This is a genomic window from Acinetobacter sp. V89_4, assembly GCF_029967875.1.
Taxonomy (GTDB): Bacteria; Pseudomonadota; Gammaproteobacteria; order Pseudomonadales; family Moraxellaceae; genus Acinetobacter; species Acinetobacter oleivorans.
This window is the reverse complement of the sequence record NZ_JASCAI010000001.1, coordinates 181,880-204,809: the sequence shown is the minus strand read 5'-3', so window position 1 is coordinate 204,809 and position 22,930 is coordinate 181,880. Positions and strand designations below refer to the sequence as shown.

The following is a 22,930-nucleotide window of genomic DNA, read 5'->3' as shown; positions in this document are numbered from 1 at the left end:
ATGGCTGCATTACCCTCATTAAGACAGCTATCATATTTAGTTACGTTGTCGGAAACTTTGCATTTTACTGAAGCAGCACGCCGCTCTTTTGTCACTCAATCGACTTTATCAGGCGGCATCATGGAGCTTGAACGGTTATTAGGTGGCGTTTTGGTAGAACGTGATCGCCAGAATGTGCGTTTAACACCTTTAGGTGAACAAGTCGTTGCTCGCGCCCGTGTACTACTAGCAGATGCTCAAGATTTAATGCGTTTGAGCCGTGAAATGAGTGAGCCGTTAACGGGTGATTTGCATTTGGGTGTTATTCCAACAATTGCACCTTTTATCCTGACACGGTTACTTGATGAAGTGCATCAGCAGTTGCCTAAAATTCAGCTGCATTTGCATGAAGCACAAAGTGAAAAAATTGTAGAGCGTTTAGAACACGGTAATCTAGACATGATCGTTCTTGCTCTACCGTTTGACACTAGAGGCCTAAAAGTCGCTGAAATTTCGAAAGAAAACTTGTACCTTGTATGTAGTAAGCAAGATACAAATGCTCTTCAAGCCAACTCTCTAGATGATCTTGATTTATCAAGATTAATTTTGCTTGAAGAAGGTCACTGTTTACGTGACCACGTTTTAAGTGCATGCCCTATCGGTGAGCGTAAAAACGACAACCGTTTAAAAGCAAGTTCTTTACCAACGTTAGTTGAAATGGTTTCTTCTGATTTAGGCTTTACGCTTTTACCAGAAATTGCAATTGAAAATAGTATGATCAAGTTTAATGATCAGATTACTGCAAAACCAATTGAAGATGCTCCGAGCCGTACTTTAGCTTTAGTGACTCGTAAAAGTACACCATTGCAAAGTGAGTTCGATGTATTACTGCAAATTATGCAGAAAATCACGACAAGAATACATGAATAAAAAAAAGGAGTCTTCGGACTCCTTTTTATTTTATTGCGGCGTTAAGGATGCCCACTTAAACACCCAAGCAGATGGCATATTCAAACTATTATCAGCAATAATTTTTTCTCTAATAATTTGTGCAATAGCATAGTCATTTGCAGGGTCTACCATGACCCGTATGCCTTTAGTCGTTGCACTGGTTACAACCTTGTACCCTTTTGCTTCTAACTGCGACTGAACCATATTTGCCTTATTTTGATTAGATGCTAACGCAACTTGTACCATCCATTTCTTTTCACCATTTTCCAAGATTTCTTTAGCGACAGCTGCATCAAGTTGCTTTTTACTGTCAAAATTTTTCTTTTCTTCTATTTTCTTGGTGTGAACATCTTCAACTTTCTTTTGGGCTAAAAACTCATCTTGTTTTGGTTTTCTTTTTTGGATGATTATTTTTTTATTTTTCTCTCCACTTTTGTTAGCTTTATCATTAGAAGGGTTTACAAAATAAGGATATATCGCTTGATCATCAAATCTTTGAAAGACGATTATATCTCCATAACACTTCTGATCTGCGTAAGCGGTCACTGGTATTATCCCCAAAAGTATTTTAATAAGTAAACTTCTAATAAAGCATTGCATCTTATTCATTTACCAAAGTTAAGTATATTTAATGCGGCGTATTAAAGTAGATTTCTCGTGATTTGTATATTTTTAAAATTCAATGTTTTATGTAAAAAATCACATATTTTCAAAACATATTGCAGTGCTTCAAATTATTATCGTTTATCCAGCAACCATTTAGAAAAACTAACTAAATTACTTTGAATTTCAGTCAATTAAAAAAGCCGACAAAATGTCGGCTTTTATTTAGTCTTGAAAGTTCATTATTTAATGATTTCCAATAATGCCCTTTGAGCATTATGCAATTTTTCACCCTCTGCTGGCTCAGCACGAATCCAAGTACCATCCCCTTGTAGCAGCCATGCCTGTTGATTATCTTGTAAGTAATTTACCAAACCTTGTTGATAAATACGTTTTTTCAATGCAGGGTCTTCAACAGGGAAACACGCTTCAACACGATTAAATAAATTACGGTCCATCCAGTCTGCACTTGAACAGTAAATACGTGCATCGCCATTATTACTGAAGTAATAAACACGAGTATGCTCAAGGAAACGCCCTACAATTGAACGCACTCGAATATTCTCCGACAGGTTCGGCAAACCTGGACGTAAGCAGCAAATCGAACGGATAATCAGGTCAATTTGAACACCCGCCTGAGAAGCTTCATACAATTTATTGATTAACTGGACTTCGGTTAATGCATTTACTTTAACAATGATCTGAGCTTTACGGCCTGCTTTAGCATTGGCAATTTCTTCATCAATAAAGTTAATAAGCTGAGCATGTAGGGTAAACGGTGCATGTAATAGCTTTTTCAATTTCGCCATTTTGCCCATGCCGGTCAACTCTTGGAATATACGGTGTACGTCTTCACACAGATCTTTATCTGTGGTCATGAGACCATAATCGGTATAAATTCGGGCATTCATCGCATGGTAGTTACCCGTTCCTAAATGAACGTAACGCACCAATTTATTATTTTCACGGCGCACGACCATAATCATTTTGGCGTGGGTTTTATAACCTACAATACCGTAAACAACGACTGCTCCAGCTTCTTGTAAAACGTTTGCTACTTCAATATTTGATTCTTCATCAAAGCGAGCACGTAATTCAATAACGGCAATGACTTCCTTTCCATTACGCGCCGCTTCTGCCAAAATTTGCACAATCTCAGAATCAGCACCACTACGATATAACGTCTGCTTAATTGCTAATACTTGCGGATCGCGAGCAGCTTCGCGAAGTAACTGAATTACAGGAGCAAAAGATTCGAACGGATGATGCAGTAAAATATCTTGCTTCTGCATTGCCGAGAAAATACTCTCGGTCTTTTTAAACACTTTAGGCACAACTGGCGTATGCGAGTCATAACGCAAATGAGGACGTTTAAAGTTTGAAACCAGACGAGCTAAATTTACTGGGCCATCAACTTTATATAATTGCTCATCAGTTAAATCGAACTCTTCCAGTAAGTACTCATAAATATGCTGTGGGCAGTTATGGGTTACTTCCAAGCGAACTGCACGCCCAAAACGTCGAGAACTTAATTCACCTTTTAATGCTTTAGCTAAGTCTTCAACATCTTCATTCAGGGCTAAGTCTGCATTACGTGTCACACGGAATTGATAACACCCAGTTGCTGTCATTCCTGGGAATAAATCAGACACATGTTCATGGATAATTGCCGATAACATTACATGATGTTCTTTACCACCTGTTAATTCGTCTGGTAGGCGTACAACGCGTGGTAATGAACGTGGCGCAGGTACAACAGCCAAATCGATTTGACGACCAAAAGCATCTTTACCTTCAAGCGTAATAATGAAGTTCAAGCTTTTATTAACAAGTCGAGGGAACGGGTGTGCTGGATCTAGACTAATTGGGGTTAATACAGGTGCAACTTGTTCTTGAAAATATTTTTTCACCCAAGCAGATTGAGCTGGAGTTAACTCACCACGACGTAGGAAACAAATATCTTCTTCACGTAGTTTAGGTAAGATTTCCTCATTTAAAATTCGATATTGACGCTCAATCGCAGCATGAGCAGTTTCAGAGATTTTTTGTAAAACCTGTCTTGGGGTAAGACCATCAGGGCTACGACTTTCATTGCCCAGAGAGAATTGTTCCATCACTCCCGCAACACGAATTTCAAAGAACTCATCGAGATTACGCGAAAAAATGAGCAAGAAATTCATTCGTTCAAGTAATGGATGTAAAGGGTCTACCGCTTGCTCCAATACACGCAAATGGAAGTCAAGAATAGACAATTCACGATTTATATAACGGTCATTATAACTGTATTCTATTGGGGTCGTTGTTGCTGTAATCGCTGTATTCATGTCTAACTCTATTCTCTATCCAGCCAAAATCTCTATAAACCAGTATGCTGCAAAAATATGACAATTTGGTAAAAACTAAAAAATTTACACATCTTTAAAACAGCTTTATTCAGGAATCTGGGTGCTATTCATATAACGTAAAATAACGCGTTTTCTATATTGTAGTTTATGATCGTTACGGTGATCTTGATAATATTTCGGATCAGGCAATAATGCAGCTAAGAATGCGGCTTGTTCACGCGTTAAGCTTTTAGCACTTTTACCATAATAATGATGAGCGGCTGCTTCAACACCATACAAATTTTTGCCGAATTCAACCGAGTTCATATACACCTCAAGAATTCGGCGTTTTGACCACATCCGCTCCATCATCCAAGTCGCGACCGTTTCTTGGCCTTTACGAATAAATGAACGTTTGTTGTATAAAAACAAGTTCTTTGCAAGCTGTTGAGACACGGTAGAACCACCCGCAACTACTTCACCCTCTTCATTATTTCGCTCAAGGGCAAAACGGATACCTTGCCAGTCAAAGCCATGATGATGGATAAACTTTGCATCTTCGCCCGCTAAAATTGCATGTTTGAAATTGTCGCTAATATCATCATAGTCCAGCCACTGATGGACAATTGGCTCTGATGTATCAGACCAATAATCAATTCGCATGAACATGGTCGTATCCACTTCATGTGTCCGCCACCAGACCAAACTCGAAAAAATCCAAAGTTGAATAAGGAGAATCGCCCCAATAAAAATTAACAACACGCGAACAATAAAAGCTTTCATGTTCGTCCTGATCTCCTGTATTCAACTTTTTTCATGTTAAGCTGTAAAGCATGTTCATATATAACAAAAGCATAGCATGACTCAATATCAGCCTCCGCACATTAATCGTAAACTCAATGTACAAACTTGGTGGCTGACCGCCCTGCTCATCGCAATCAATGTAGGTTTGTTTGTCTGGCAAATTCTATCTGGCGTCGATATTAGTGACCCAGCCATGAAAGATGCTATTCATTGGGGAGCTGATTTTACACCACTTACTTTTTCTGGGCAGCCTGAACGGCTATTTACCAGCATGTTTTTTCATTTTGGTTTAGTCCATCTCATGCTCAACATGTGGGCCTTATATATTTTCGGTAATGTTGCCGAGTCACTATTTGGTCGCTTTTATTTTATAGGCATGTATTTACTTGCTGGTTTATTCGGGAGCCTTTTAAGTAGTTATATGACCATTCAAAATGGACATGAATTACTGCAACATTTCGACCAGAGCTTACTTCCCCATGTCAGTGCAGGTGCTTCAGGCGCCGTAATGGGATTAGGTGCTGCGTTAACAGTACTTTCCTTATTTCCACCAGTTCCGCATCAAGCCTACATACTCGATAAAAAAGCATTATTAATGATTATGGCAATCAACCTTATTTTTGGTTTTGTCGCAACTGGTATTAATAATGCCGCACATATTGGCGGCATGGTTATTGGAGCATTCCTTGCACTGATGTGGTACTTAAGCTACGTCAGTAAGTTTAAAAGTGTGCTCAAGATTTTAGGCTTATTAGGCGCAGTAATCATTACGGGTGGTTTTTATATGTACTGTGTACAACTCAACTCACCTTTACTTCCGCTATGGCATGAAATCATCATCCAAAATCCTGGAATTATCCCTTAAGTTAAAGCTGATTTAATTCTCTTAAGCTTTGTAAAGGTGGTAAGTTGCAAAGATAACCGAGTCGATAACGACCAATCAATGCACAGATCAGCATCATGCCAAGAGGTAAAATCAGCCATATTTCAAAATGCCACTGTATTGCCATATTCATTTTATAACTAGCAATCGCACTAATCACTTCTGCAAAACAGCAGGCTACTATGCCTGCTAACAATCCTAAAAAACCAATTTCAAAACTGAGCATCTGCTTCATTTTATTTTTAGATAAACCAAATGAGCGTAGTAAAGCAACCTCACGGCGCCTTTCATCCATTAATAGGTTTAAACATGCAATCAGTACTAATACACCTGAAAAACCAACTAACGCTGCCAGTACAGTCACTATTTTGACCAAGACATTCATTAAGCGTTTTACTTCATCTAAAATTCGATCAACATCAATAAAAACTGTATTTGAGAACTGCTGAATAATATTGATCATTTTAGGTTGATCTTGCTTAGGTACATAAAAACTCCCTAAATAACTTCCAGCATTTTCATCTAAAGTTTTAGGTGAAAAAATAAAGAAAAAGTTAGGGCTAAAGCTTTCCCACTCTACGCTCCGGAAATTCACCACTTTGGCTTGTAATGTACCTTCGGGCAGGCTAAAGGTCAGCTTGTCTCCAATTTGGATTCCTAAACTTTCGGCAGTTTTACTTTCAACTGAAACTTGCCCCACGCCATTAAACTGAGCTTGTCCTTTTGTAATTGCGTTGTCATTCGGCAATTGATTTGATTGCGTTAAATTCAATTCACGACGCAAAGAGTTATTTTGTTTTATGGCTTCTTCTGAAAAAGGTACATCATTCTTTGCTACCAGTCGGCCTCGGATATTTGGATATAACGGCGTGCTTTGCCAACCATGTTGCTTTAACTGTTGCTCAAAAGGTTTTAAATCGAATGGAGGTAAACCATATACAAATTGATTCGGGGTCCCTTCAGGAAGCTGTTGCTGCCAACGCTGTAATAAATCTGTTCTTAATACGCTTAATACTGTAATAAGGCTTAAGCCTAAAGCCAGTGCAGTAATTTGTAAGGCAATTTGTGAGGGTGAACGAATATAAAAAGACAAACGATTTTTCATCTTTTTTAAACTACGAAGCACGAGCCAAACAACGGTATACAACAAAATACAAAGAACAATAATTGCAGCCAAAACCATAATGCTGAGCATCAAGTTTTCACTCAACACCAAACTAAAAACAATCAGACTGCTAATGCCAGCAAAAAACATAAAGAATAATGATTTTCGAGATTTGGCTTCTTCCCGAATCACCCGAATTGGAGGTGTATTTAAAAGCTCCCAAATGCTTGGCAAAATAAAACCGAGCAGCACAATCACACTCGTAAAAATAGCGATTGGTAAAGGCCCAAGTAAAAGTGGTATTAGCGAAAAACTTAACTCTAATTGAGGAATCAATTGCAGCATAAGTTGCAGCAGGCCATAACCCATTATCAACCCTAAAAGGCTTCCCATCACAATTGAAATCGCACTGACAATACAAAGCAATCCAATATAGGCCCATAAAATTTGGAACTTACTAGCGCCTAAGCATCTAAGAAGTGCAATATGATCTTGGTTTTGCTGAACATATCTTTGACTCGTTAAAGCGATGGCAATCCCACACAACAAAATCGTTAAAATATTGGCCAGTTGCAAAAAGGTATCTAGGTTTTCAAGCGGGCGTAATAACCGACTATTTGATTCACTCGCATCACGTAAACGCAAACCTGCCGTTTCATCTGGTTCTTTAGAAGGTTGATGCTGTTGCTTAAATTGCTTTGAAAATGCCTGAACTTGTTCAAGGTTACCAGACATTAACAGTCGATAATCGATTCTACTGCCAGTTTGAATTGCATGTGTTTTAGCAATATCGGCTTGATGAATAATAACTGTTGGAGAAAAACCTGAAAAACCGAGTTCTTGATTTGAATCACGCACAATCACGCCGCTAAAACGGAAGGTACCGTCAGCAATAGAAACAATATCTCCTCTTTTTACTTTTAATAAGTCCGCAGCTCTTTGACTTAGCCAAACTTGACCAGACTGAATCGCTTGAGTTTTTGGCGCAATTTCAAGCTGTCCTCTAAGTGGAAATGCAGGTTCTATTGCTTTTACATTGACCATGACAAACTGATCTTGTGTATGAGCCATAGAACTAAATAGAGTGACATTAGTTTGCTTTAAACCAAGCTGTTCTGCTCTTTTTTTCCACAGCTGTTCGATAGGCTCGTTATTCGACAGAACTAAATCTGCACCCAGCATTTGCGAGGCTTGCAGACTGACTGCATTCTTCACTTGGTCATTACTAAATTTCAGGGCTGTGGTCGCACTAATCGCAAGCGATAAAGCAATAATCAGCAGATATAATCCACCCGTACGAAAACTTTGTAGCAAAAGTGGTTTGAGAAGATTACGCATAATTTAACCACCCTGTACTGTCTTTAGTCGGCCATCATCTAACTCAACATGACGCTGACAAAGGGCTGCTAAATTACGATCATGAGTCACTAAGATCAGAGTCGTACCTAACTCTCGGTTTAAATCAAAAAGCAAACTTTCAATTTCTTGTGCTGTCTGGCCATCTAAGTTTCCGGTAGGTTCATCCGCAAAAATAATTTGTGGTTGTGCAATAAGAGCTCGTGCAATCGCCACGCGTTGTTGCTCCCCTCCAGATAAGACTTTAGGTGTTTGTTCAACTTGACGACTAAGACCTACTCGATGCAACCAATCTAAAGCTTTTTTCTCTGCGGTTTTATAATCAAAATCTTTACGTAATCGTAAGGGCAACATTACATTTTCAAGCGCACTTAACTGAGGTAAAAGTTGAAAAGACTGAAATACGAAACCAATATGCTGCATTCTGATTTGGGCGCGTTGCTCCTCTGTTAATTGATGAACAGCTTGACCACACAACCAAACTTCGCCTTCAGACGGTTGATCTAAAGTTGCCAAAATTCCTAGTAAGGTCGATTTACCTGAGCCAGAACGCCCAGTAATTGCCACCTGCTCCCCTTCAAAAATCTCTAAATCGATATCTTTTAAAATCGTAAACTGATTTTGGTTAATCTGAATAGTTTGTGTAACTTGATGGGCAGCAATGATGGGTTGTGGCATGATGTAAAAAGTCCTATGTATTCAGAATCAGGGTCGAAGTACAAATGTATAAATCTTTTTTGATTGGTTCTAAAAGCATCATGCTCATCTCATTAAGTATGCTGCCTATGCTTGTATCGGCGAAAACTATTTTAATTTTAGGAGATAGTATTAGTGCCGGTTACGGAATTGATCCCAAACAAGGTTGGGTACAATTACTGCAAAAACGCTTAGACCAACAGTATCCCAAACAACACAAAGTGGTCAATGCAAGTGTTAGCGGAGAAACAACCAGCGGCGCTTTAGCCCGATTACCTAAGCTATTACAGACTTATAAGCCCAATGTGGTCGTGATTGAATTAGGCGGAAATGATGGCTTACGTGGTCAACCACCTCAAATGATTCAAAAAAATCTGGATCAGCTCATCCAATTAAGCCAAAAACAAAAAGCTCAAGTTATTCTTTTTGGCATGAAAATTCCGCCAAATTATGGGGCTGCGTATAGCAAAGCTTTTGAAAATAACTATAAAGTTGTCAGCCAAAAATATCAGGTGAAATTGCTACCGTTTTTTCTTGATGGAGTCGCAGGTCAAAAACAGCTTATGCAAAATGACTTGATTCATCCCAATGCTCAAGCACAGTCAAAATTACTTAATTTAGCTTATCCATATATAAAAGGTGCCCTGTAGGCACCTTTTATCTTTAAGCATTATTTTTAATATAATCAGAAATCAAAAAAGGTTACTTCACCAGTTTCTAGCGAATATTCTGCACCAACAACAATCAACTCACCTTTCGCAATCAGGCTCTCCAATACAGCCGAACCATGACGTAATTGATTTACCGAAGCAAAAACGTTTGAACGTACCGCATGACATGAAAGTTTTTTCAAATCATTTTTTAAATCAGTCTGCATTAAAATTTCAACTGACGGACGAACACGGTTCACAATCGACATTAAGTTAGATGATGGCGGGTGATCAGGATTCATTAACGTATCAATTGTCGCCTGAATAGCGCCACAATGACTATGTCCTAATACAACAACAACTGGACAGTCATAGCGTTCTGCCGCGAACTCAACACTACCGACTTGTGAAGGAGCAACCACATTACCAGCAACACGGATTACGAATAAGTCACCAAGACCTTGATCAAATACCATTTCTGCTGGAACACGTGAATCTGAACAACCTAATACAATCGCAAACGGATTTTGATCCTTTGCCATTTCAGCGCGTTCATGATGCGATAAGGTTTTTGCAAGGGAACTATTTCCATTTACAAATCGTTGATTACCAGCTTTCAGACGATCTAAAACTTCTTGCGCGGTAGGCATTTTATATTTCCATTGTTTTTTCAAGGTTGGAAATCATTTTAATGTGTCAAAATTTGAATGTCACTGACAAAAAATTAAATCATTTTCCATGAGAAAATTTAAAAATACGATCTCTATTTGAATGTAATGTTTATCGCAAATTCCTTACTGTTTAGCGAAAAAATAGACATACTTTGGTTCTCGGATTGACTATAATTTTTCTCCTTTTGATCATTTAGCAAATGACTCATTGGCAAAGTTTTTCAATAATTTTCAAACTCGCTTATGCCTCAAGGATGAAATCTTATGACGACGCTGTTTGTATCAACCAAAACAACCATAAAGAAAACAGCTATGGCACTTGCCTTGGCTTGTAGCCTTACAACAATAACAGGTGTTTTTCAGACGCAAGCAGCTGATACCATAGATATAAACTTTCAGAATATTTTACAGCAAGAGCGCAGTTGGGCAGGTTTACAAAGTAAAAGTTTAAAAGTTGGTGAGGTTACATGGTCATATAGTGAAGGTGGTTCTACGGCTAAACCGACGTTGCTCCTTATTCATGGATTAGGAGGGAGTCGTGATAACTGGAACCGAGTTGCGCGTTATCTCACAGCAAATTATCACGTTATTATTCCAGACTTACCGGGTAGTGGTGAAACCATAGTTGCACAGGATTTCGACTACTCAGTACCTAATCTTGCCGAAAAGTTACGTCGATTTGTTGAAGCTGCAAATTTAAAAGGTCCAATTCACATTGCTGGCCACTCACTTGGTGGTTCGATTGCCCTACTCTATGCTGGGCAATATCCATTTGAAACCAAAAGTCTATTCTTAGTTGATAGTGGCGGTATTTTCCGCTCTGCAAATACAATTTATCTAAAAGATCCAGCCTACTTAAAACAACTTTTAGTATCTAAAAAAGGTGACTTTAACTATTTGTTAAAGCAAACCATGTTTAATCCTCCATTTATTCCTAAAGAGTTCCTTCAAGCTCAAGAAAAGCTCATGATTAATCAGGCGCCTCAAACACAAAAACTGGTTGATCAGCTTATTGCACTCAATAAAGTCTACACGCCAGATTCATTTGCAGTGCTCACCAAGACAATCGATGCGCCAACACTGATTTTATGGGGTAAGCAAGATAAGATTATTAACGTAGAAGTAGCAAGTGAACTAAAACGACTTTTAAAGAATGCCCAGCCTCCGGTTATTTTAGAGAATGTCGGCCATATGCCAATATTGGAAGCTGAGCAACTGGTTATTCAACAATATGTACCGTTTTTACTTAAAGTAGAAACAAATCAGTCTTTAAAAACGACTACACCTTAAATAAAACTTCGGACTTGTGAGACCTTATGTCTACCCAACCGCTTATAGAAAAACTCATTGAAGCTCATCTTGATTTTTTAGATGAGGAATTTGCTCAGCCTCATGTTATCCAACAAGAATTTGAGCAATTTTATCATTGGTTGGGTAGTCGGCAACTACAACACCTCTGGACCTTTGAACAAATTCAGCAGCTCATTCAAAAACAGATTCTAGAAACTCCTGCTTCTGATTTTTTGCTTGAACAAATTGCAGAACATATTCGCTTTGCACTTATTCATCCAGCCAATGAAAATACAACAATTGAAGATGTTATTCCTGTTTTAACAATTGATGGAATTGCGCAATACGTTGCAAGTAAAGAAGAGCATCGTAAAAAAATCATTAAAACGATTGTGAATAATCCTGCATTTTCAGCACTCTTGACTCAATTGATTCAACAAACAATGCATGATTACTTAGATGAATCAATGTCAAAACGTGTGCCGGGTGTAGGCCGTTTTATGAAAATGGGGAAATCTGTTCTAGAAACAGTGACTGATTCAAATCTAGACGACACGATTAATCATTATTTGCAAAAGAATATTTTAAAACTGAGCCAAATGAGTGAGCGCGTTTTAAACCAACATTTTGACAATGACAAGCTCTATCATTTTCAGGCAAATGTTTGGCATAAAATTAAATCTATGCCACTTTCTGTTTTAAAAAACTATGTAGAAGTTCAAGATTTATCAAAAACTGTAGGTTTAGGACACGAGATTTGGGATCACATGCGTCAAACTGATTACCTGAAACAACAAGTCCATGATGGTATTTACACATGGTATGTTCGAAATCAGGAACGTAATTTTGACTTGCTACTGCATGATCTCAATATTAATGAAAGTTTAATTCAACATGAACTGACTCAGTTACTTGTGCCTGTATTACAGCAATTAGTTATAACGGGACATTTAAGACGCCGCGCCCGTGTTTACCTAGAGAAATTTTATTATTCTGAAAAAGCATTAAATATTATCAACAACAAAGGCGCTTAAAGCGCCTTTGTTATTTGTCTTGATTAGAAAGAATATTTTAAAGAAGCGTAATAAGCTCGGCCTGGCTCATTGTAGGTTTGGCTGATCGAATTACTGTCTCTTAAAATTTGTTTATCAAACAAGTTACTTACGCCAACACGCGTACTTATATTATCTGAAATTTTATAACCAACATTAATACCAGCGGTGCTATAGCTTTTTACAGTACTTGGCTTAATCGCAGAATTTGTTCCACCTGAACCAATGCCCGATTCGAGTCTATTTTCAGCAAACTGACGAGATTTTTGACGGCCATATTGAGTAAATACAAAATTCACATCTAACTGATCTGTAATGTCGTAATCAAAAATTGAGTTAATCGTATAATTTGGAACTAAAGATAATGGGTTACCCGTTTGCTTATCTTTCGAGTCCATCATGTAAGTAAAGTTATTGGTCCAACGAATATCGCCAAAGTCTAGTCCCAAACTTCCTTCAAAACCTTGAATTAATGCTTTAGGCGTATTTTCCCAGCGTAAGATATTCCACTTGGTATTGGTCACAGCTCCTGTATTTGCATTGGTGCTTGAACCATCAACTGTTCCAACAACATTCGTACCCGCCACAATCTTATCTTTATAATCATTGCGGAACCAAGTTAAGCTCGCATTTACAATATCTTTTTGGAACTGGATACCAAGCTCTTTGTTTATCGAAGTTTCTGGTTTTAAATCACCATTACCTTGCAACAAGCACCGTGACTCAATATTGGCCGGGCAACCATTGCCGTTCGTACTGAGTAAGTATCCTTCGGCATTTTGATACATGTTTGGTGCTTTATACGCTTTTGCTACCCCACCTTTTAAAGTGAAATAATCATTGAGTCTTTGAGTAATGTTTAAGCTTGGGCTCCAGTTAGAACCAGATTTGCTGTGATCATCGAAACGCAAACCTATTACGGCATCAGTGCTGTCGGTAAGTTTTAAGTTATCTTCGATATATGCAGAAGCAATACGTGATTCCATTTTACTGCGATTGCCTTTAGCTAATTGATCGCCGTAACCTGAACCGCTGCTGTCTGCTCCCTGATTTGTCGAAATATTATCTTTAAATCTGTCTTCAACCCATTCAGTACCGAGTGTTAATACGTGTGGTACATAATATTCAAAAGGAATATTGGCTTCACCATTTAACCGAAGAGTTTCTAAGCGTGAAGTTGCTTTGTCATCCAGATTATTAATTTTTCCTTCTGTGCTGCCGCCCAGACCTTCAGGAAGACGTTTATTGTGAGTTTTATCATATTGAGCAACTAACTTACTTTTACCCCAAGACCAATCCCCTTCATGCGTTAATGCATAACTATCGCGGTACATGGTATTGGTTTCTTTACCAATAAGTTCTGAAAGAATCGCATCCGCTTCAGCATTTGCATTTAACTGAGAATCACCAGAATAAATATTACCCTGTTTGCTAGAAGAGACATCAATTAAGACAGTTTGTTGATCTGTTGCCTGCCAAGCTAAACGGCCTGAAATATCTTTATTTTTAACGCCTTCACGGCCAGCTGCGGTACTGCCTATTGATTTATTAATATCGACATCGTCAGCTTCTGTTTTATTGTAATTACCATATAAACGATAAGACAAAACGTCTTTAATCAATGGCCCACTTACATTAAAGCCAACACGATTTGATGCACCTTCTTTAGAATCTTCAGGTTGTGAAGTATAAAACTCTACTGAGCCATGGGTTTCATTCGTCACTTTTTTAGTAATGATGTTAACCACACCACCTGCTGCACCCGAACCATAACGAGCTGCGGCTGGTCCACGTAAAACCTCAATCGATTCGATTGCTTCTGCTGGAACCCAGTTTGAATCACCTCGTGTATCACGCTCTCCTTTCCAGCCATAACGAACTGAATTACGAGAGTTAATTGGTTTTCCATCCACTAAAATGAGCGTGTTTTCAGGCCCCATTCCACGAATATCAATTTGTCTATTATTGCCACGCTGCCCCGTTGCACTATTGCCTGTTAAATTAACACCCGGCATACGGCGTACATAGTCAGAAATATCATTACGAACTGGTAGTTTTTCTAAATCTTCTTTGGTAATAACCGACACACCGAGCGATTGCTTTACTTGCTCTTCAGCAGTTACGAAAATTGTTTCCAATTTAACAGGTTCAGCAGGCTTTTCTAATGCTTGTTCAGCTTGTTCTTGCTCATTTTGTGCAGCATAAGCCATAGACATCATACTTGCCAGTACTGAAACAGAAAGCACTGACTGGATAATACGCTTCGACATAAGTATTCCCAATATATTGATTTATTAAACATCTCTCATTTTAAGTTCGGCATTGTAACAAATCTAAATAAAATTACAAATGATATTGATAATAATTATCATTATTTATATTGAATAATAAAAAAACCTCATTGCGAGGCTTTTTTATGTCACTTTTCAAATAATTTAATTATTTGAAATAAGCACCTTCTGCTTGCGTATGGTCAGTTTGGTCAACCACACGTTGAAGCTCAGGAATCTGCTCTTTTAAAGTAGTTTCAACGCCCTGTTTCAAGGTAACGTCAATTGCAGAACAACCTTGGCAACCACCACCGAATTTCAATACAGCAGTTAAACCATGTTCTGGATCATCTTGTACTTCTACCAAGCTACAATTTCCACCATGCCCTGCAAGACCTGGGTTAATTTCTGCTTGAAGAATGTAAGTAATACGTTCTTCAATTGATGCATCTGGACCAACACGTGGAACCTTAGAATTTGGTGCACGGAAAGTGAGCTGACCACCAAAACGGTCCTTGTTGTAATCAATTACAGCATCTAAAAGATATGGAATAGATGGTGCATCAATATACGCAGGAAAATCAGGATAGTCCTGTTTATAATCTGTTGGGATCACTTCTTCTGGCGCACTATATGCCATACAACATTCGGCACGTGGCGTACCCGGATGCTCAACAAAAATTCGAACGCCAATTCCCGGAGTATTTTGCTTCGTTAATAAATCGTGCAAATACTCTTGTGCAGATGGTGTAATCAAAAGGTTTGGAATTTCTTCTGCAACAGCAGTGTTGGTGTTCTCAGTCGACATAACAATATTCCTCAAGCTGATGCCTTTATATTAACCGAAGATGAGGTGGATTTAAAAAAAATCAACTAAATTTGTCGGATTTATACACAACAGGGTTTCAACTTAAGTTTTTAATGGCATTATTGAGCCAGTATTGATCATTTTTTAAATATTTCTTATGTTGCATTTGCCATTTAACCATACAGTTACTCTTATTATTATTACGGTCATTATCTCTTTAATTGCTTTTAGCAACCAAAACGTGATGAACCGGCTGATTTTTTGGCCACCTGCAATGCAACGTGGACAGATTGATCGCTTCATTACCCACGGCTTTATCCATGCCGATGGAACACATCTACTTTTCAACATGATTACCCTGTTCTTCTTTGGCAGTATTATTGAAAGTTTTTATCGCCAATATTTCTACGACATGGGTTTTGTGTTGTTCTATTTAGGTGGCTTAATCTTCGCGATTTTACCGAGCTATTTACAGCATAAAAATGATGCGAATTGGGCCAGCCTAGGCGCCTCAGGTGCTGTTTCAGCAGTGTTATTTGCTTATATCTTATTCCAGCCGTGGAAGCTCATTTTCGTATTTTTCATTCCTGTACCCGCTATTATTTTTGCAATTTTATATGTGGCATACAGTATTTGGGCTGGTAAGCGTGGTAATACCCATATTAATCATAGTGCTCATTTATGGGGTGCGGCTTACGGAATCATCGTAACAATTTTACTTGAACCCAAAGTTATTCCGCATTTCTTAGACCAACTTACTCGCCTTCCTTTCTAAACAAAATAAATTAAAGAAAGGTCCTTTATGGGCTTTTCTTTTTTTCTCATTAATTTATCACTATAAATTCTCAGTCTTTTTTCTGATTATCTTTGATCATTTCTTTGTTTTGATTGCAAAAACCATCTGATTAAACTCGTGCCAATTCTTTTAATAATTCAGATGATACAATGAAGTACAAAGCAATTTTATCTAGCCTTTCCATTGCTTTATTTAGCTTGTCTTTAGCTGGATGTAATGACAACGATAATCAAGAAACTGCGGCAAGTACTCCAAAGCAGCCTAATATTTTGTTCATTATGGCCGATGACTTAGGCTATTCAGATTTAGGGGCTTTCGGTGGTGAAATTCATACACCTAATATTGATAGTTTGGCTCAAGAAGGCCGCCTTTTAACGGATTATCATACTGCTCCGACTTGTTCTCCAACACGCTCTCAACTCATTTCTGGTACTGATCACCATTTAGCTGGTATTGGGGCAATGGCTGAACTCACACCAGAACATTTGAAAGGACAACCAGGCTACGAGGGATATTTAAATGAACGCTCTTTATCTATCGCTCAAGTACTTAAAGATAATGGTTACCGCACGTACATCAGCGGTAAATGGCATTTAGGGCTAACTCCAGAAACAAATGCACATGCAAAAGGTTTTGATCATTCATTTACTTTATTACAAGGTTTAGATCACCACTTTAAGCAAGCGCCAAGTGCGTTTAAACGAAATTCAACTTACACAGAAGATGGTCAAGTTATTCCTGTTTCCGCTTTGCCTGATGACTTTTTCTCGACAAATTATTTTACCGATAAATTACTCAGCTACTTAGACTCAGGCAAAAATAGTGGTAAACCGTTCTTTGCTTATGCTGCCTATACGGCGCCTCACTGGCCAATTCAAGCACCTGCTGAATACCGTGAAAAATATCGCGGAGTTTATGATGTCGGTTACGATGCGATTCGTAACGCACGTATTGCTAAGCAAAAACAGCTTGGAATTATCCCTGCAAACTTTGAGGCAGCAGAACCAATTGCAACTCAAAATGCCCCACAAAAATATGGAAAATGGGATGAGTTAACAGCCGAACAAAAGGCTTTAGAAGCCCGTAAAATGGAAATCTATGCAGGCATGGTAGAAAACCTCGATACTAACGTCGGCCGCATTATTCAATACCTTAAACAAAATAATCTTTATGACAACACTTTAATTTTCTTTGTTTCCGATAACGGTGCCGAAGGTTTTGTACGTGGCGGATATGGTAGTGAATCTGGTTTTGATAACTCTGTAGCAAATGTGGGAACACCAACTTCATATCACTATATTGGACCACGTTGGGCCGAGGTCAGCGCGGCACCATTTCATTTATGGAAAGATACAGCTGGTGAAGGTGCAACCACAGCTCCTGCTATTGTGAAATTACCGAACCAGAAAAAAGCAGAAGAAACCAATAATAGCTTTGCATCTGTACTCGATGTTTTCCCAACCCTATTAGAATATGCCCATATTCCAGTGCCTCAAGGCCAATACAATGGTCGTACCATTAATACGCCATCAGGGATTTCATGGAAGCCTTTACTTGAAAATAAAACCACTACCATTCGCCCTGCAAATTTTAGTTTTGCCGATGAATTACATGGCAGCAAATATGCAAAACAAGGTGAATGGAAAATCGCACTTCAAGGGCGACCTGAATTAGGCACAGGGACTTGGGAGTTGTATAACATTGCCACTGATCGTGGAGAAAAGCACAATGTCGCGCAACTTTATCCAGCAAAAGTGCAAGAGTTATTATCGGTTTATCAAAAATATACTGAGAAAAATGGTGTGCAGGAATATAACGCCAAATGAGATTAAAACTATTTTTAGTTACCGCAATCGGCCTGTCTTTTATGACAGGCTGTAGCCAATCTTCACAAGTTTCTGAATCAGCACCCTCGCCTCAACAGCCAACGTCTTTAGCTGACCTAGGTTCTATTGAAAAATGTAAAAACTACTCTGGACTACCTCAAGGTTGGCTCAAACAGCCTACAGCTGGAATGGTGTTAATTGCCGATGGGCATTTTAATTTTGGTTCTGAGCAAGCCTATCCCGATGAACTTAATTTTGGAAAGAAACAACGAGACGTCAAAGGTTTCTGGATTGATCAGACTGAAGTTACTGTTGCTCAGTTTGCAAGCTTCGTAAAAGCAACGGGCTATATTACCGATGCCGAAAAACAAAAGCAGGCTGCTGTTTTCTCACCAGATCCTCATCACCCCCAGCAATGGTGGCAGCTAAAATCAGGCTATACATGGAAAACTCCAAACGGCAGTAATGGTGCGGTAGCTAATCCGAATGAGCCTGTGCGATATGTGAGTAAAAACGATGCTGAACATTATGCAGTCTGGCTCGGACATGACTTACCAACGGAACTAGAATGGGAATATGCAGCTAAAGCCAATTCAAAAACTGATACTCCCTTACATCAAGCGCCTACCGATGAACACCAACATCCACAAGCAAATTACTGGCAAGGTGAATTCCCTTTTCAAAACCTAAATCAAGATCACTTTAAAGATATAGCACCCGTTGGATGTTTTGCGGCAAATAATTTCAAACTATTTGATACGATTGGAAATGTATGGGAATGGACATCCTCTCCTTATCAAGGTGCTCATGACCAACATATGGGAAATTATTCTGATTTAAGACAACAACAAATTGCGAGTACACAATATGTAATTAAAGGCGGATCTTTTCTATGTGCTCAAAATTATTGTTCGCGTTATCGAAACAGTAGTCGTTATCCGCAAGACTTTGATTTAGCAGCAACCCACGTTGGCTTTCGAACAATTTTAAGATCTGATTAGTTTCTTTTGATTAGAATTAGTAAATATATTTTTAACGAAAAGTAGGTCGAAAAATAATCAATATATTTCTATAGTACAAAGGAGAATGATAAAAAAGTGAGAACATGATGAAAGCATTATTTCTTTGTGTAGCAGCAATTTTCACAATGTCATTATCAGCCTGTGCAGTTCATACACGGGAAGGTAGTATTGTGATTGATCCAGATTCACCTTATCACAATCATCCCGGAGACTTTTGCCCACCAGGACAAGCTAAAAAAGGACGCTGTTAGAAACACTCATTCTTAAAGTAATTTTGAAGTTACGTTAAAGAAATAGAGTTTAATTGAATGATAAGCTGAGTACAAAAATAGTGGGTTCCAACCCAAAAATAGATGGGATGAAACTAGAAAATTATGGTGTAAAAAAATCACCATATCCCCAAGATTTTTAAAAGACAATCTTACGTTGTCTTCTATCTAGTTTCACCCCAATTCTTTCTTATTCCGTCTGACTTCTCTTATCCTTTAAGAAAAAAGTCTAGTTTTTAATCATTTCTGCATCTGTATTATTGATACATTTTGAACATTTTACCTTCAGGTTAAAACTGATGTATTTGCTTCATACAAAATAATCATTTATGTAACGTAAGTCTATAAAAATGTTCTAAAAATGTGAAAAAAATTAAGGTCAAAATGAGATGGATTTATCATAAAAAATTGCTCTTTCAAGTTTCATCACATAAATATTCAATATTATTTTGTCAGTTATTGCCACTCGTTTCCTTTCATTGGCATAGATAATGTATACATCTGTATATTAACCCAGTCTTATAACGAGATATTTTATGTCCAGCACAAGTCAAGTCGAAGGTCTACAATTTCCAGTACATGCCTCAACAAAAAAACAAAGCACATCTCTTACAGGCCAAGAGATTTTGTCAGAGGCTTTATCTGTTGTAGATAATAAAACCGCGCAACAAGTGTTGAATGAAAAAAACTGGCGAAAAAACTACCCTATTTATTTTAAAGCGCTTGTTAAACAAGGCATTTCAAATAATAGCAATCCAATTACTATTGCTAAGCAAGGTTTGCATAAAGCTCACCACCTTTTTGACTACTATCGTGATAGTAAGCATTACCTTTTAAAAGATGCGGTTCATATTGCTTCATCTACCCCCCTTCATACAGTAAAACTTAAAGGTGAAAGTGATGCGGCTCCGGAGTGGTATGTTCCTTACAAAGGACAAAAGCTCAGTGGACAAAGCTTACTAGACCAAATTCAACGTTGGGAAGAAGCTGGTATTATTGAACCAAGTCATGCAAAAGCTTTGCGTGAAGCTACTGCTCATCCAGAATGGTTTGATTTATCTGACCGTACCATGGTGTTGTTTGGTGCGGCTTCAGAAGCTGGTCCTCTACCTTGGTTAGCCAAATGGAAAGCGAATATTATTGCTGTCGACTTACCAAACCCACGTGTCTGGGGCAAAATTTTAAACACGATTCAACAAGGAAATGCAACGCTCATTGCTCCAAGCGTTGAACAAATTGCATCTTCAGCAAAAGCTTCTGAACTAAAAGATAAATTGGGTGCAAATTTATTGACTCAATTACCAGAAATTGCACAGTGGCTAGTGCAGTTTCCACAAAAGTTAGATTTAGCTGCAATTGCCTATTTAGATGGTGAAAAGCATGTTCGTGTGTCCATGGCAATGGATAGCATCATGCAATTTGTGAGCGAGCATAAGTCTGATACGAGCCTTATGTTTATGTGTACGCCAACCGATGTTTATGCAGTTCCTAAAGAAGTAGCAAAAGCTGCTCAACAAAAATTTAAATCACGCACAAAACTACAAAAAATGGCGGTGAAAGGTGTTTCTACACTTTCCTTAAATCGTTTTTTCCAAGCGCCATATCAAGATCTGATTGATTGTGAAAATGGAAAAACTTATGGTATTGCCGACTGTCTAGTCGTTGAGCAAGGACCAAACTATGCTTTGGCAAAACGCATTCAACAATGGCGTGCTATTTGGGCCCGTCATCAAGGACAACACGTAAGTATTAATATTGCTCCATCTACCACTACCCACTCTGTGACTAAAAATCCATTATTGAAAGCAGCTTTTAATGGCGCAGAGCTTTTTGATGTAGAAGCGTTTAGTCCTGAAACGACCAATGCCATTATGGCGGCACTCTGGATTCATGACTTAAGAAATGAGTCTTCTGTAGCAAATCCTGAAACTGAACTGGACCATCCGCTTGAACTCATGATGGAAGGTGCTAACCACGGTGGATTATGGCGTGTTGCTTATTTAGCAAGAACTGCCCTACCTTTTGCTGCAATCTATGGCTTTGCAACCGAAAAACTACCTTTTGGAAAATCATCTAAAAAATAGTTTAATTAAAGCCCAATTCTAGAATTGGGCTTTTTTCTGTGTTTATTTATTTTGAAAGTGTGAAAGATATTTTTGCATTTCATCAGGTGGTACCATACCACCTCCTGTCGCCCATACCACATGATTTGACTGCTGCAACTTTTCAGCTGATAGTTGATGTAAAGCCAAATAATCAGGACTCGTCTGAACATAATATGGACCCATCATTCCTGCCACAGCAGAAGGCTCAAGCTGAATATTTTCAGTTTGATTTAGAAGTGCTATTAGTTCATACAAACGTTCATCGTGAATGGTGTAATAGCCATCAATTAGCTGTTGCATAGCACGCCCAACAAAACCTGAAGCACGCCCTACTGCAAGTCCATCTGCGGCTGTAACGTTATCGATGCCAATGTCATTTACTGAAATCTGATCATGTAAGCCTGTGTGGATACCAAGTAACATACAAGGCGAATGTGTGGGTTCAGCAAAAATACAATGTACGTGCTCACCAAAAGCCAGTTTCAATCCAAAACTCACGCCACCTGGGCCACCACCGACGCCACATGGCAAATAAACAAATAATGGGTGCTCAACATCAACTTTAATCTGTTTTTGCTCAAATTGCTGTTTTAAGCGTATTCCTGCAACGGCATAGCCTAAAAATAATGTTTTCGAGTTTTCATCATCAATAAAAAAGCAGTGTGGATCTTGTTCTGCGGATTTTCGTCCCTCTTCAACCGCTACACCATAGTCACTGGCATATTCCACAACATTGACGCCCAGTGAACGCAGTTTGTCTTTCTTCCACTGTCTCGCATCGGCAGACATATGCACTGTGACTCTAAAACCCAGTTTGGCGCTCATAATGCCAATCGAAAGCCCAAGGTTGCCTGTAGAACCTACTGCAATTTGATACTTAGAAAAAAACGTTCGAAATGCGTCTTGGTCGAGTTTAGTGTAATCGTCTTCCAACTTGAGAAGCCCTGCCTCAATTGCCAATTTTTCAGCGTGAGTTAAGACTTCATAAATACCACCACGCGCTTTAATTGAACCAGAAATAGGGAGATGACTATCTTTTTTTAGCCAGAATGCTCCACTCAGTTGCACTTGTTCTGTTGAAGAAAGTGCTTGCTGCATTTTCGGAATTTCAACAATATCTGATTCAATTTTTCCATGTTGTGCTTGAGTTTCAGGAAATACCTTTGCCAAATAAGGTGCGAAACGCGCTAGCCTTGCTTCCGCTTCACTTACATCGTCTACTGTGAGTCCAACTTTTTCTAAAGCTTCTGTTAAAGGATAGCGATGAGGTGTAAACCAAAATGTCTCTTGATAGGCTTGCAGTGTCTCAATAAGTGGGAATTGTTGTTTTAGCTGATCTATTTGAACCGCATCCATAATCTATCCTGATATAAAAAGTTTAAGCTCAGCTTTTAAAGCTGTTTGACGCCTTATAACGACTTGTTAATTTATAGTTGAATGTACATGAAAATAGACTGAACTTAAAAAAGA

20 protein-coding genes are annotated in these 22,930 nt (G+C 38.5%); 11 read left to right on the top strand and 9 right to left on the bottom strand.

Features of this window, described 5'->3' with window-relative positions; translation table 11 throughout:
• A complete protein-coding gene (gene oxyR, locus QLG01_RS01010; protein WP_004793979.1) occupies positions 1-909 on the top strand; it encodes a LysR family transcriptional regulator OxyR in 909 nt (302 codons plus the stop codon).
• A gap of 30 nt (positions 910-939) precedes the next feature.
• Here oxyR and QLG01_RS01005 read toward each other — a convergent pair whose 3' ends face one another.
• Positions 940-1,530 carry an SPOR domain-containing protein gene (locus tag QLG01_RS01005; protein WP_051080043.1) on the bottom strand — a complete coding sequence of 197 codons (591 nt, stop codon included), beginning with the start codon at positions 1,528-1,530 and terminating at the stop codon, positions 940-942.
• Between the two features lie 57 nt (positions 1,531-1,587).
• Between QLG01_RS01005 and QLG01_RS01000 the strand changes: the two genes are divergently transcribed.
• Positions 1,588-1,716, top strand: a complete 129-nt coding sequence (locus tag QLG01_RS01000; RefSeq protein WP_081399186.1) for a hypothetical protein — start codon at positions 1,588-1,590, stop codon at positions 1,714-1,716.
• 59 nt (positions 1,717-1,775) lie between these two features.
• Here QLG01_RS01000 and ppk1 read toward each other — a convergent pair whose 3' ends face one another.
• Positions 1,776-3,857, bottom strand: coding sequence for a polyphosphate kinase 1 (gene ppk1, locus QLG01_RS00995; protein WP_004793981.1), 2,082 nt, complete (start codon positions 3,855-3,857; stop codon positions 1,776-1,778).
• Positions 3,858-3,962: 105 nt separating this feature from the next.
• Positions 3,963-4,640 carry a monofunctional biosynthetic peptidoglycan transglycosylase gene (mtgA, locus tag QLG01_RS00990; RefSeq protein WP_004793982.1) on the bottom strand — a complete coding sequence of 226 codons (678 nt, stop codon included), beginning with the start codon at positions 4,638-4,640 and terminating at the stop codon, positions 3,963-3,965.
• 76 nt (positions 4,641-4,716) lie between these two features.
• On the opposite strand from mtgA, the gene QLG01_RS00985 reads away from it, so the two are divergent.
• Positions 4,717-5,526, top strand: coding sequence for a rhomboid family intramembrane serine protease (locus QLG01_RS00985; protein ID WP_282495634.1), 810 nt, complete (start codon positions 4,717-4,719; stop codon positions 5,524-5,526).
• 1 nt (position 5,527) lies between these two features.
• Here QLG01_RS00985 and QLG01_RS00980 read toward each other — a convergent pair whose 3' ends face one another.
• Both QLG01_RS00980 and QLG01_RS00975 read right to left on the bottom strand, forming a co-directional pair.
• Complete coding sequence (locus QLG01_RS00980) at positions 5,528-7,987, bottom strand: FtsX-like permease family protein (protein ID WP_282495633.1); 2,460 nt, start codon at positions 7,985-7,987, stop codon at positions 5,528-5,530.
• Positions 7,988-7,990: 3 nt separating this feature from the next.
• Positions 7,991-8,683 (bottom strand): ABC transporter ATP-binding protein, encoded by a 693-nt coding sequence (locus QLG01_RS00975; protein WP_282495632.1) that lies wholly within the window; start codon positions 8,681-8,683, stop codon positions 7,991-7,993.
• 44 nt (positions 8,684-8,727) lie between these two features.
• Between QLG01_RS00975 and QLG01_RS00970 the strand changes: the two genes are divergently transcribed.
• Complete coding sequence (locus QLG01_RS00970; protein ID WP_013198621.1) at positions 8,728-9,351, top strand: arylesterase; 624 nt, start codon at positions 8,728-8,730, stop codon at positions 9,349-9,351.
• A gap of 35 nt (positions 9,352-9,386) precedes the next feature.
• Here the strand turns inward: QLG01_RS00970 and QLG01_RS00965 are convergent, their stop codons facing one another.
• A complete protein-coding gene (locus QLG01_RS00965) occupies positions 9,387-10,001 on the bottom strand; it encodes a carbonic anhydrase (protein WP_004793989.1) in 615 nt (204 codons plus the stop codon).
• A 285-nt stretch (positions 10,002-10,286) separates the two neighbouring features.
• Here QLG01_RS00965 and QLG01_RS00960 point away from each other — a divergent pair, with 285 nt between their 5' ends.
• Together QLG01_RS00960 and QLG01_RS00955 are read left to right on the top strand one after the other, a co-directional pair.
• Complete coding sequence (locus QLG01_RS00960; protein WP_199942561.1) at positions 10,287-11,312, top strand: alpha/beta hydrolase; 1,026 nt, start codon at positions 10,287-10,289, stop codon at positions 11,310-11,312.
• 26 nt (positions 11,313-11,338) lie between these two features.
• A complete protein-coding gene (locus QLG01_RS00955; RefSeq protein WP_282495631.1) occupies positions 11,339-12,346 on the top strand; it encodes a hypothetical protein in 1,008 nt (335 codons plus the stop codon).
• A gap of 23 nt (positions 12,347-12,369) precedes the next feature.
• Here QLG01_RS00955 and QLG01_RS00950 read toward each other — a convergent pair whose 3' ends face one another.
• The gene (locus QLG01_RS00950) at positions 12,370-14,634 is read right to left on the bottom strand and encodes a TonB-dependent siderophore receptor (protein ID WP_282495630.1); all 2,265 of its coding nucleotides are present in this window, start codon (positions 14,632-14,634) and stop codon (positions 12,370-12,372) included.
• Positions 14,635-14,803: 169 nt separating this feature from the next.
• Complete coding sequence (nfuA, locus tag QLG01_RS00945; protein WP_005303330.1) at positions 14,804-15,442, bottom strand: Fe-S biogenesis protein NfuA; 639 nt, start codon at positions 15,440-15,442, stop codon at positions 14,804-14,806.
• 157 nt (positions 15,443-15,599) lie between these two features.
• Here nfuA and QLG01_RS00940 point away from each other — a divergent pair, with 157 nt between their 5' ends.
• The 5 genes from QLG01_RS00940 to QLG01_RS00920 all read left to right on the top strand — a co-directional run bounded on the left by QLG01_RS00940 (position 15,600) and on the right by QLG01_RS00920 (position 21,439).
• Complete coding sequence (locus tag QLG01_RS00940) at positions 15,600-16,217, top strand: rhomboid family intramembrane serine protease (RefSeq protein ID WP_004793994.1); 618 nt, start codon at positions 15,600-15,602, stop codon at positions 16,215-16,217.
• Between the two features lie 170 nt (positions 16,218-16,387).
• The gene (locus QLG01_RS00935) at positions 16,388-18,064 is read left to right on the top strand and encodes an arylsulfatase (protein WP_282495629.1); all 1,677 of its coding nucleotides are present in this window, start codon (positions 16,388-16,390) and stop codon (positions 18,062-18,064) included.
• The gene (locus tag QLG01_RS00930) at positions 18,061-19,065 is read left to right on the top strand and encodes an SUMF1/EgtB/PvdO family nonheme iron enzyme (protein WP_282495628.1); all 1,005 of its coding nucleotides are present in this window, start codon (positions 18,061-18,063) and stop codon (positions 19,063-19,065) included. Before QLG01_RS00935 ends, QLG01_RS00930 begins: the two co-directional genes overlap by 4 nt.
• A 107-nt stretch (positions 19,066-19,172) precedes the next feature.
• Positions 19,173-19,337: a hypothetical protein gene (locus QLG01_RS00925; RefSeq protein WP_016138934.1), complete on the top strand. Its 165-nt coding sequence runs from the start codon at positions 19,173-19,175 to the stop codon at positions 19,335-19,337.
• 554 nt (positions 19,338-19,891) lie between these two features.
• A complete protein-coding gene (locus tag QLG01_RS00920) occupies positions 19,892-21,439 on the top strand; it encodes a hypothetical protein (RefSeq protein WP_282495627.1) in 1,548 nt (515 codons plus the stop codon).
• Positions 21,440-21,481: 42 nt separating this feature from the next.
• Here QLG01_RS00920 and QLG01_RS00915 read toward each other — a convergent pair whose 3' ends face one another.
• On the bottom strand, positions 21,482-22,816 hold the full coding sequence (locus QLG01_RS00915; protein ID WP_282495626.1) for a D-serine ammonia-lyase: 1,335 nt from the start codon (positions 22,814-22,816) through the stop codon (positions 21,482-21,484).
• Positions 22,817-22,930 lie beyond the last annotated feature (114 nt).